Consider the following 11,214-nt stretch of genomic DNA (forward strand, 5'->3'; position numbering starts at 1 on the left):
CTACAGGAGAAAAATTCGTGCGTGTAATTGATTATTTCGATCGCGGCGTAGCACTGGACCCGGAGAGGACATGCCTGAAAGACAGTAGTATTTCACGCAGCTATGCCGAGGTACAGGAGCGAAACTACAGGATTGCCAATGCGCTCATTCGGCTCGGCGTAAAACCGCAGACAAAAGGTGCTGTTTTCAGCTCCAATGCGGTCCCGGCCTTCGAATGCTGCCTCGGGATGTTGCGCGCCGGGGTCGTCTGGGTGCCGCTTAACGCCAAGAATGAAACCAAGGAAAATGCATATATTCTCGACAATTGCGATGTGGAACTCCTTTTTTATCACAGCTCTTTCGAAGACAAGGTATTAGAGTTCGCCAGCCTTTGCCCGAAAATACAACATTTCATCTGCATTGATAAGGCGGGTGGGCGCGGTGCTTATCTGGAAGACTGGATTGACGGAGAGGCAAGCACTGATCCCGATATCGCGGGTGATCAGGATACGCTCGCTTCTATTTTTTCATCTGGCGGCACAACAGGCCTTCCCAAAGGCGTGCTATGGACCAACCGGGTGTGGGATGCGATGATAACCGCTTTCTACACCACCATGCCGGCGAAAAAGGCACCGGTTCATCTTGTTGTCGCCCCGATGTCGCATGCGGCGGGTGTGCTCGCTATTATTTCCATGGCAAATGGGGGAACGCAGGTTATTTTGCCGCAGTTTGACGCGGAAATGGTGGCGAAAACAATCGAGAGCGAAGGGGTGACGCATTTGTTCCTGCCCCCCACAGCGATTTACATGCTGCTGTCCTATCCGGATGTTCAGAAATATGACTACAGTAGCCTGGAGCATTTCATCTATGCGGCGGCACCAATGTCTGTCGATAAGCTGAAAGAATGCCTGACTGTTTTCGGCCCAGTCATGACCCAGTCCTTCGGGCAGGCCGAGGCACCGATGTTCTGCACGTATCTTTCGCCTGAAGATCATCTCGTAATAGGCAGTAATACAAAAGAAAAACGCCTAGCTAGCTGCGGGCGTCAAACGCTGCAGATGCGTGTCAGGATTATGGATGAGGATGGTAATCTCCTGCCGCCAGAGGAACGCGGGGAAATAGTCGTGAGCGGTAATCTGGTGATGACAGGCTATTATAAAAATCCAGAGGCAACCGAGGAAGTCTCCACCTTCGGTTGGCATCATACCGGTGATATCGGATATGTCGATGAAGACGGTTATGTCTACATCGTTGATCGAAAGAAGGACATGATCATCACCGGTGGCTTCAATGTTTATCCCAGTGAAATCGAGCAGGTGATCTGGGGCCATCCTTCCGTTCAGGATTGCGCGGTGATCGGCGCGCCCGACGAAAAATGGGGCGAGGCCGTGAAAGCAGTGGTTGAGCTGAAACCCGGCTGCACGCTTGAGGAAGAGGAAGTTATCAGCCTCTGCAAGAAAACTCTTGGCAGTGTTAAAGCGCCGAAATCGGTTGAATTCTGGAAAAGCCTGCCGCGTACACCGGTTGGAAAAGTACGTAAAAAGGATATTCGCGCGAGTTTCTGGACGGAAGGCGAGCGGGCAATCTAGCGTTCCATGCGGGAGAGGAGCGTTCGGATCATATGGCCCTGACATAACGATAAGAACGAGGGACGTAAGTAATGAATATTTCAGATTTCCTGCCGCGCGTGGCGAAGATATATGGAGAGAAACCAGCTGTCTCTCTGGGAACCCGGCAGCTCCATAGCTATGGCGAGTTTGCGGATCGTGTGCGGGGACTTGCCGGGGCCTTTCGCGGTGAACTCGGGCTGAGCGAGGGCGATCGGGTCGGCCTGGCCATGACGAACACGCCGCAATATCTTGAAATACTGGTCGCCTGCTGGCATGCAGGGCTTTGCGCCGTGCCGATGAACTCTAAACTGCACCCCAAAGAGTTCGCCTTTATTATTGAAAATGCGGGTGTGAAAGTCTGCTTTGTCACCGAAAAGCTGATCGAGGGCATCAGTGAGTCCCTGGAGACGGTCGGCGGGTTTGAACGGGTTTTTTGCGTAAGCGACGATGAATATGAAACCCTGACAACGCATTCTCCGATTGAGAGGGTGGATGTTTTGGAGACGGACCCGGCCTGGATTTTCTATACAAGCGGAACGACCGGGCGACCAAAAGGGGCGACGCTCACTCACCGGACCTTGATGGCCATGGTGTTGCGATATTACGCGGATATTGACGAGCTTTCACCGGAGGATACCTATTTTCATACGGCCCCGATGTCTCACGCTGATGGTCTTTACGCCATCCCGCATCTTATAAAGGGATCGCATCATGTTGTGCCGGAAAGTGGCGGTTTTGACGTGGAGGAAGTATTCGAACTTCTTGAAACCTATAAGAATGCGACCTTCATGGCGGCTCCGACGATGCTGACGCGGATGACAAACCATCCGAAGGCAAGCACTGCTAAGTCTGAAAATATCAAGACGATCTATTACGGCGGCGCCCCGATGTATCTGGAGGATACAAAACGCGCCATCGCCAAATTCGGGCCATGCCTGATTCAGATTTTCGGACAGGGCGAGTCGCCGAATACCGGCACCAGCCTCAGCAAGGATCTTCACGCCGACTATGATAATCCGAAATATGAACAGCGGCTCTCAAGCGTCGGCTTGCCGCGCACAGGTGTAGAAGTCCGAATTGTTGATGACGAGGACAAGGAAGTTCCGACCGGAGACGTCGGCGAGATAGTCCTCAGGAGTGATGTCGTCATGGCGGGCTATTGGAATAATCCTGAGGCCACCGGCCGGACGATCCGGGATGGATGGCTCCATACCGGGGATGTCGGGCTTTTGGATGAAGACGGATTTCTTACCCTGAAAGATCGCTCTAAGGATATGATCATCAGCGGCGGGACCAATATTTACCCCCGTGAGATCGAGGAGGTTCTGCTGATGGATAGCCGGCTGGACGAGGTCTCCGTGATCGGCCGCCCGGAGCCGGATTGGGGTGAGGAAGTCGTCGCCTTTGTTGTGCTGAGGGACGGGGTCTCTGTCACTCCGGAGGAACTTGAAGAGCTGTGCCTGAATAATATCGCCCGGTTCAAGCGGCCCAAGGAGTATTTCTTTGTCGATCAATTGCCGAAAAGTAACTACGGGAAAATCCTCAAAACCGAGCTTCGCAAACAGCTTGCCGGGATGTAGGCTGACGGTGCCATATTCAGGAGGCGAGCTTTAAAGACCCGCTCAGCTCATTGGGGCCCGGCTTCTGATAGGCGAAGACTTTATGATAGATGTATTGGTCTCGGCTTTTTCATGAAACGGATCGAGCAGCCTGTCCAGTTCCTGTATCGATTTCAGGGCAAGGCGTGTAATGAAACAGTCATCGCCCGTTACTTTATCGCAGGATGTAAAGCGAGCTTCATCCATGATCATTTTTTCCACAAGATGTAAACTGCCAGGACGGGGCTTTATTCTGACGATTGCCTCAAGATTGTATCCGAGAGCCTCCATATTGATATCAACCGTAAATTTTCGGATGATGCCACGATCTTCAAGTCGACGGACCCGGTCCTTGACGCTCGGTGCGGACATTCCTACCATTTTTGCGAGTTCACTGATACTAAGGCGCCCTTCAGCGAGAAGATTCATGAGTATATGGCGATCCGTGCCATCAAGCTCTGTTTTTGAATCTAAGGTCAAAATAAAAAATACCCTCAAAAAGATAATATATTAAATCAAATATCCTTCAATTACGTATTTATGTTAGGCCGTTTTATCGCCATATTCAAGGCATGAATTTTGTTCTGTCAGGAGACTAAAACATGAATGTATTGAAGATTGCTGCCTTCTCTGATGGCGATAGTGGTGGAAATCCGGCTGGCGTGGTCCTCTGTGAGACGCTCCCGGACGGACAAGAAATGCAGGCGGTTGCGGCGGATGTCGGATTTTCCGAAACGGCTTTTGCGGCGTTAGAAGAGGGCGGAGAAATCTGGCGCGTGCGATATTTCTCGCCGGAATCCGAAGTGCCTTTTTGCGGGCATGCGACAATAGCGCTTGGCGCTGCGTTGGCTGAAAAGTTTGGACCAAAAAAATATATGCTTCGGCTGAATGATGCCGAGATTAGTGTGGAGGGAGAACCAGCAGAAGATCAATATGCGGCTGCCCTGCAGTCCCCGCCAACAAGGAGCGAACCCTTGGACGAGGCGGAGATAGAGGCCACCCTGGCCCTCTTTGGATATACGCGCGCCCAGTTAGATGAAAATATTCCTCCGGCGCGAATGCATGGCGGGGCTGATCATTATATTGTCGCACTCAAAAACCGGAACGATTTAAGCGCCATGAATTACAGTCTGAATTCCGGTCGCCAGTTCATGAAAAACCGTGATTTGGTGACGATAATGTTTGTATGGCAGGAAGATGAAAAACATTTCCATGCCCGAAATGCCTTTGCGTCGGGCGGTGTGCTGGAAGATCCGGCTACAGGTGCGGCGGCGGCGGCCTTCTCCGGTTATCTGCGAGATATTAACTGGCCCCATGGAGCGAAGATAACCATCATACAGGGTGAAGATATGGGTTCCCGGTCGGTAATTACAGCCGATATCGGCGATGACGTCAGGAGTTCAATACGGATTTCTGGTGCAACTCGCAGGATGGTGGCATGATATCTTGCTGTCTTGTCTTCAGGCGGGTGTATATGCGGTGATCTAATTGTTGAAGTTCCTGTACGGCACCGCCTGAAATGACGTAATGAATAAGTGATCAGATAAAAAGGTCATAATAATGAGGAATGAGCAAATACTTCCCCCGCCGAAGATTGACGTATCAAGTGCGTGGTATGGCCATGAAATGGCAAAGAATACGGATATCTGGCTGACACATCTGTCATCGGATGAAATGTCGGAACTAGAGGCGGAGGCAGAACGGTTTGTCGCCGCAAATCTCGATCTGGCGAAGATATCGCCGGACAATTTCCCGCTTCCTCTTTTGGCGCCGAAATTGACGCAATTGCGCACTGACCTGATGCAGGGTATCGGGTTTGAGCTTTTGCGAGGCTTGCCTGTGCAGCAATATAGCCAGAAGATGGCGGCAACAATATTCTGTGGCATAGGATCTTATCTCGGACGTCCCCGGTCGCAGAATGCAGCGGGCCATATCCTTGGGCATGTACGCGATATCGGCAGAGACCCGAATGATGCGGGGACGCGGATTTATCAGACATCGCAGCGTCAAACCTTTCACACTGATTCCACCGATGTTGTCGGCCTGATGTGCCTTCGCGGAGCAAAGGAGGGAGGACAATCCCTGCTGGTCAGTACTGTAACTATCTATAACGAAATGCAGAGGCAAAGGCCGGATCTGGTCGCGGAAATGTTTAAACCCGTGTCGACGGATCGGCGCGGAGAAGTGCCGCCAGGGGAAAAGCCCTTTTTTGAAATACCGGTCCTGAACTGGCATGCGGGGTTTTTGACCGGGTTGTATCAACGGCAATATGTCAACAGTGCGCAACGTTTCCCTGAGGCTCCCCGCCTTACGGAGAAGCAAGTAGAAGCACTCGATTTCTTTGATAGCCTCGCGAATGACCCGCGCCTGCATCTTTCCATGCAGCTGCAACGTGGCGATATGCAGTTCGTGTACAACCATGCCCTTATGCATGACCGGACGGCATTCGTTGACTGGCGAGAAATGGGTAAGAAACGTCACTTGCTGAGGTTATGGCTGTCGCTGCCCGGCGACCGCCCCTTACCGGAATGCTTTCGGCAGCGTTATGGCTCTATCGAGATTGGTGATCGGGGCGGCATTATTGTCGAAGGAACGAAGCTGAACGCTCCGCTGGATGCGTAGATATAGCAATTCCACTCAGGTGATTCTACCTATATCCTCCAAAGGTTGAAGTTTATTTTTCTTATTTAAATCATATGGTTATGTCGATATCTGAATAAGTTCCGCGCCTTTGGCGCTGATCATTTATCGCTAATTATCCCAATATTTTTATAAAAGCCCTTGTAAAGTTTTTAGGAACGATTATTAACTAGGGCCAGTTATTGCAAATGATTCTTAATTGCATATAAGTTCAGGCTCAACACTGAATCGTAAAAATGGAGTGATGATGATGCGAAGTTTTGCCCGTATGACGGCCCTGACATTTTGTTGCTATTTTGCTGTGATCGCAGCGCCTTACGCACAGTCGGCATCATCGAAACCGGGCGAAGAAGCAGAGAAAGAAACCTCCGCCGAAATTGAGAAGAGCGATGAAAGTACGGAGGAGGGAGCCGCAACGGGGCAAATAACGGCACCGGCCCTGACATCGCTTCCGCCGGTGACTGTCACGGCGGATCGCAAACAGAAAACCCTGCTGGAAACGCCGGGGAATGTGTCCACGGTGACACGCGAAGATCTCGACCGGCGCATGGATAATGTGATCGAGGAGGTGTTTAAATACGAACCCGGGATCGAGGTGCCGAAACAGACGACGGGCACCGATCCGTTTTCCAGCTCGGGCGGTATCCGCATCCGCGGGGTTGGCGGTAACCGGACACAGGTTCTTGTGGATGGCAACCGGACGATTGAGCGGATAACCGATTCCACCCGTGACATCGTTGAATCCTCCAACGTCAAGGCCGTTGAAATCATTCGCGGGCCGTCCTCGGTCCTCTGGGGGAGTGATGCGCTTGGCGGGACGGTCAATTTTGTCACCAAGGATCCGGCGGACTATCTTACCGGTGGAAAGTCGGTTGGTGGTTCCGCTGATTTCAGCTATGGCACATTGGATGAGGCCTTTACCGAGTCTGTCACTGGCGCGGCACGGTTTAGCCGTAAGTTCGAGGCGCTGTTGAGCTATACACGGCGGGACGGACGAGAGACTGATCTTGGCAACGCCCGGATCGGTCCCGACGCCATTCAGGAATGTCCGCGCAACCCGGAGGCAACTCCCTGTAACGAGTTTGATCCGACGATCAGCCAGTCGAACAATCTGCTTTCCAAGCTGGTCTGGCATCCATCAGATACCAACCAGTTCCGCCTGACGGGCGAGTATTTCACGCGCGACACTTCCGTTGACCAGAATTCGGTGCTTGGCTCGGACGGAACGTCGGACATTCATCTTTACCAGCATGACCAGAAGATTAAGCGCTACCGTCTCTCTCTCGACCAGGATTGGTTGATTGAGGATAAGGACTGGCTTGATCGTGTAAAGTGGCAGGTGACCTACTCCCCGCAGAAGGTTGACCGGTTCAGCGATCGGTACCGGACGGTTATTGCCAGTGGCGATGAGGAACGACGCGAAATCAGCCAATACTACGAAGAGACCTTCTACGAAGGGGATTTCCAGCTTGAATCGTCCTTTAACTGGGGCGACAGTCTGCATACCCTGACCTACGGGATCGACGGCGATTATACGACAACTGACTATAACCGCGAAGATATCACCTATAATTTCACGACGGGAACGACGACGATAAGCCGTGCCGGTGGCTTTAACTTCGCCGATGCGTCAACGACCCGCCTTGACGGGTATCTGCAGGATGAGATTTCTTTCTATGACGGACGCCTGAAGGTGACGCCAGGTGCACGCGTCACCAATTATTCAATCAATCCGAAGACGGACGGCGATTATCAGCTTGTGCCGGGGGCCGAGCCGAAGAAGGTCACGGCGTCGGATCTGCAGTTCAAGCTGGGGACAATTTACGAGCTGACCGATGTCTATTCCGTCTATGGCCAATATGCGCAAGGCTTCAAGATGCCAACGGCCCAGCAACTCTATCAATCCCTCGATAGTCTGCCGTTTTTTGTGCTGGTGCCGAACCCCAATCTTGAGCCGGAATCGGTCGACAGTTACGAACTCGGCTTCCGCGGGGATTTTGGAAATAAGGGATATTTCTCCATCAATGGATTTGTCGCGAAATACAAGAATTTTATCGAGAATTTCGTTGATGCGGACCCGGCCGATTATGGCCTGCCTCCGGCGACGACGGTTTTGACATATGACAATGTGGATTCGCTTCTGATGTATGGTATCGAGGCGACCGCAGCCATGCAGCTTCCCGGAAATTTCTCGACACGGGTGGCGCTTTCCTACCAGAAGGGGAAGACCAAGGATAATGGCGTTGAGGAAATTTATAACGGCGCTTTGCCGCTGCAAGTTGTAACGGGCTTACGCTATGTGCATCCGACGCTCGGTTTCGATGTGGAACTGGTGGGGACGTTCCAGGCCGGTTCCGCCGAGGTGGCCGATCCCGCAACTGAGTTTTCACCGGGCGGCTATGCGGTGTTCGATATTCTTGCGGGCTGGCAGGCGGCAGAAAATCTCACTCTTCGGGCGGGCCTGACCAATATCTTTGATACCCGCTACTTCGGGCCGGAAACACGCGGTTTCCCGATTAACGGGACGGATGCGGTGAAAAGCACCAACCCGATCGAGTTGCAAACTGCACCGGGGCGCAGCCTCAAGGTCGGCCTCAGCTACATTTTCTGACGGGAGTGACATCCAACCCTTTTCCTTTAACCCATTTACATCGGACGGGGCGCATTAATGTGTCCTGTCTGGAAAGTGTTTGAATGACGGAACTTGCGCGACAGCTCTGGATGATCCTGCGCATCAGCTTTTTCAACCTCGCAAACAGCCGCAATGTGCTTTTGTGCATTGTGGTTTTGCTTTTTGAACTCGGCAGCATCCCGGTCTCCGTCCGCCTCATCCAGTGGACAGCGGATTTCTACGGTGCTCTGGAACGCTTTGACGGGCCGGAGGCGGCGCGTCAGGTGGGGATTTACGCTTTGTTGATCGCGGCTTACGCAGGGCTCGCGCTTGCCGGGGGGTATCTTCGCAAATTCCTCATCATGCGCTGGCGGCAGGATTTGACGGAGAATATCCTGACCGACTGGCTGACGGACAAGACGTACTGGCGGCTTCAGAACGGCTATGGGGTCGAGAAAATTGACAATCCCGATCAACGAATTGCTGAGGATTGCCGCCTGTTCGTTGAGGAGTTTGTCAATGAGACACTGGGCCTCATCACATCGCTAACGGGACTTTTCACTTATATCGCCGTGCTCTGGTCGCTCTCCAATTTTCCGTTGGAGTTTACGCTGCTTGATTGGCAGGTGGCAATCCCGCGCTATATGGTCTGGGCGGCGTTTCTTTATGTCCTCCTCTCCAGCGGCCTGACTCATTGGTTGGGCTATCCGTTGAAAGGGCTGACCTTCAACCAACAACGAAAAGAAGCGAACTTCCGCTTTGATCTGGTGCGTCTTCGGGAAAATGCCGACCCTGTCGCCGTCTCCGGTTTTGAAGCGGCGGAGCGGCGACGACTGGACGGAAAGTTTGATGCCATCGTCGCCAACTGGAAGCGTCTGATCCTGCGGGAATTCTATCTGGGATGCTTCAAGATCCCGTATTTTCGCACCATCCTCCGCATACCGCTCCTGCTGGCACTGCCGGCCTATTTCGCGGGTCATGTCAATTTCGGCGGGTTGATGCAGCTTGCCTCTGCCTTTCAAAGAGTGGTCACGACGCTGTCGTGGTTTATCTTCGCCTATAACCGGCTTGCGGCGCTGGCGGCAACCATCAGCCGGCTTGGTGATCTTCTGGATGCGATCGCGACATGCAAGAACGCCCCGGCAAGCGAGATTATCGTGACGAACCACGAGGATGAGACGATTGAGGTTCGGGGCCTTGCCCTTGAAAGCCCGGTCGGCAAGCCGCTGCAAATTCCCGCCAACTGGGATTTTAAACCCGGGGAACATGTCTGGATTTCCGGCCCGTCCGGCCTTGGCAAGAGTACATTTCTCAAGACACTTGCGGATATCTGGCCCTATGGCCAGGGGGAGGTTCATATCCCTGAAGGCAAGTCATGCGCCTTCATCCCGCAGCGGAGCACGATCAACGGCACCGGCCTCGCCGAAAGCGCTATATATCCGCTGGAAGAGGGAAGTATCAGCCTTGCGGCTACCGCGGATTATCTGGCGGCGGTCGGCCTGCCGGATCAGGCTCACGCATTGCAGGCGGAGAAAAATCCCGATATTTCGGGTTTCTCCGGCGGGGAGTTGCAACGTCTGGCGCTTGTGCGGCTGTTGATTGAAAAACCGGACTGGGTCTTCATGGATGAGGCCAGCAGCGCCATCGACAGCAAGAGTGAAGCGGAAATTTTCACCCGACTGCGCGCGCGATTGCCGGATACCACTTTTATTATAGTCGCGCATCGCCCGCCCGGCGGTTTTGACGCGTTGCGCCACATTCCTCTGTTTCCGGATCCGGAAACGCCCTTTATCAGCCTCCCAACAGAAGGAAAATAAACTAAATGACTGCAAGCTACCCGCACCCCGTTTCAAGTTGGCTTGACCCGGATACCGGTGCCCTGATCCCGCATAACGCCCTTATGTCCGAACTTGCGCGAAATCGCGTTGTCCTGCTGGGGGAGACCCATGATCAGTATGACATCCACCGCTGGCAACTTTACGTGACGGCGGCGCTTCATGCCTATAATCCGAATATTGTGGTGGGGTTCGAGATGTTCCCGAGAAGTGCTCAACCCATTCTCGATGAATGGACGGCGGGGGACCTGACGGAAGAGGAATTTCTGGAGAAGGTCGATTGGAAGAAGGTCTGGGGGTTTCCACCGGAGCTTTATCTGCCGATCTTCCGTTTTTGCCGTGAATTTGGCGTTCGGATGATTGCACTCAACTGCTATCGCGCGCTGGTGACCCGCGTCGGTAAAGAGGGATGGGACGCCATCGCCGAGGAGGACCGTGACGGTCTGACCCCCGCCAAGCCTGCGACCCAAGCCTATCGCGACTATCTCTTTTCGCTCGTTTCCGGCCCGGACGGTATTTTCCAAACACAATCAGAGGAGGCCGAAGCGCGCAAGGATCGCTTCACCCGTGCGCAGCAGACATGGGATCGCGCTTTTGCCTGTAATATCGCCGCGACGCAGACGGGCGATAATCCGCCGCTCGTTATCGGGATCATCGGGCGCGGGCATCTGGAATTTGGCCATGGTACGCCCTATCAGCTTGATGATCTCGGGATCGACAATATCTCGGTGCTTCTGCCATCAAACGGGGAATCGGGTGCGCGGGAACAGCAGCCCGGCATCGCGCGGGCCTGTTTTCGTCTGCCTCCTGCGGAAGTGCGTGACCCGGTTGAACGGAACCAAGGCTAGCCCGGAAAGGGCGCGGTGATACTACAACGCGGAGTTTCTTTATATAAGGCTGATATGGCAACAGCTTTGACTCTTTGTATGATTTTGTATAAG

The 11,214-nt window shown here is 53.2% G+C and carries 8 protein-coding genes; 7 read left to right on the forward strand and 1 reads right to left on the reverse strand.

Annotation, left to right across the window (positions count from 1 at the left end):
* The first annotated feature begins 17 nt into the window (after positions 1 to 17).
* Positions 18 to 1,568 (forward strand): class I adenylate-forming enzyme family protein, encoded by a 1,551-nt coding sequence (locus P1U71_RS06410; protein WP_301104737.1) that lies wholly within the window; start codon positions 18 to 20, stop codon positions 1,566 to 1,568.
* A gap of 71 nt (positions 1,569 to 1,639) precedes the next feature.
* The gene (locus P1U71_RS06415) at positions 1,640 to 3,169 is read left to right on the forward strand and encodes an AMP-binding protein (protein ID WP_301104738.1); all 1,530 of its coding nucleotides are present in this window, start codon (positions 1,640 to 1,642) and stop codon (positions 3,167 to 3,169) included.
* A gap of 42 nt (positions 3,170 to 3,211) precedes the next feature.
* On the opposite strand, the gene P1U71_RS06420 is transcribed toward P1U71_RS06415, so the two are convergent.
* The gene (locus tag P1U71_RS06420) at positions 3,212 to 3,667 is read right to left on the reverse strand and encodes an Lrp/AsnC family transcriptional regulator (protein ID WP_301104739.1); all 456 of its coding nucleotides are present in this window, start codon (positions 3,665 to 3,667) and stop codon (positions 3,212 to 3,214) included.
* A 122-nt stretch (positions 3,668 to 3,789) separates the two neighbouring features.
* Between P1U71_RS06420 and P1U71_RS06425 the strand changes: the two genes are divergently transcribed.
* The 5 genes from P1U71_RS06425 (at position 3,790) to P1U71_RS06445 (ending at position 11,121) form a co-directional block, all read left to right on the forward strand.
* On the forward strand, positions 3,790 to 4,629 hold the full coding sequence (locus P1U71_RS06425; protein WP_301104740.1) for a PhzF family phenazine biosynthesis protein: 840 nt from the start codon (positions 3,790 to 3,792) through the stop codon (positions 4,627 to 4,629).
* Between the two features lie 118 nt (positions 4,630 to 4,747).
* On the forward strand, positions 4,748 to 5,809 hold the full coding sequence (locus P1U71_RS06430) for a TauD/TfdA family dioxygenase (RefSeq protein WP_301104741.1): 1,062 nt from the start codon (positions 4,748 to 4,750) through the stop codon (positions 5,807 to 5,809).
* A gap of 265 nt (positions 5,810 to 6,074) precedes the next feature.
* Positions 6,075 to 8,438, forward strand: coding sequence for a TonB-dependent hemoglobin/transferrin/lactoferrin family receptor (locus tag P1U71_RS06435; RefSeq protein ID WP_301104742.1), 2,364 nt, complete (start codon positions 6,075 to 6,077; stop codon positions 8,436 to 8,438).
* Between the two features lie 83 nt (positions 8,439 to 8,521).
* A complete protein-coding gene (locus P1U71_RS06440; RefSeq protein ID WP_301104743.1) occupies positions 8,522 to 10,255 on the forward strand; it encodes an ABC transporter ATP-binding protein/permease in 1,734 nt (577 codons plus the stop codon).
* Between the two features lie 5 nt (positions 10,256 to 10,260).
* The gene (locus P1U71_RS06445) at positions 10,261 to 11,121 is read left to right on the forward strand and encodes a ChaN family lipoprotein (protein WP_301104744.1); all 861 of its coding nucleotides are present in this window, start codon (positions 10,261 to 10,263) and stop codon (positions 11,119 to 11,121) included.
* The last annotated feature ends 93 nt before the right edge of the window (positions 11,122 to 11,214 follow it).

The sequence above is a fragment of the Sneathiella sp. genome, from assembly GCF_029233945.1.
In the GTDB taxonomy this organism is placed as follows: domain Bacteria; phylum Pseudomonadota; class Alphaproteobacteria; order Sneathiellales; family Sneathiellaceae; genus Sneathiella.

What these genes read in the sequence shown, in the direction of transcription:
- P1U71_RS06430 (WP_301104741.1), top strand. Translation starts at nt 4,748, where the DNA reads ATGAGGAATGAGCAAATACTTCCCCCGCCGAAGATTGACGTATCAAGT.
- P1U71_RS06440 (WP_301104743.1), top strand. Translation starts at nt 8,522, where the DNA reads ATGACGGAACTTGCGCGACAGCTCTGGATGATCCTGCGCATCAGCTTT.
- P1U71_RS06425 (WP_301104740.1), top strand. Translation starts at nt 3,790, where the DNA reads ATGAATGTATTGAAGATTGCTGCCTTCTCTGATGGCGATAGTGGTGGA.
- P1U71_RS06445 (WP_301104744.1), top strand. Translation starts at nt 10,261, where the DNA reads ATGACTGCAAGCTACCCGCACCCCGTTTCAAGTTGGCTTGACCCGGAT.
- P1U71_RS06415 (WP_301104738.1), top strand. Translation starts at nt 1,640, where the DNA reads ATGAATATTTCAGATTTCCTGCCGCGCGTGGCGAAGATATATGGAGAG.
- P1U71_RS06435 (WP_301104742.1), top strand. Translation starts at nt 6,075, where the DNA reads ATGATGCGAAGTTTTGCCCGTATGACGGCCCTGACATTTTGTTGCTAT.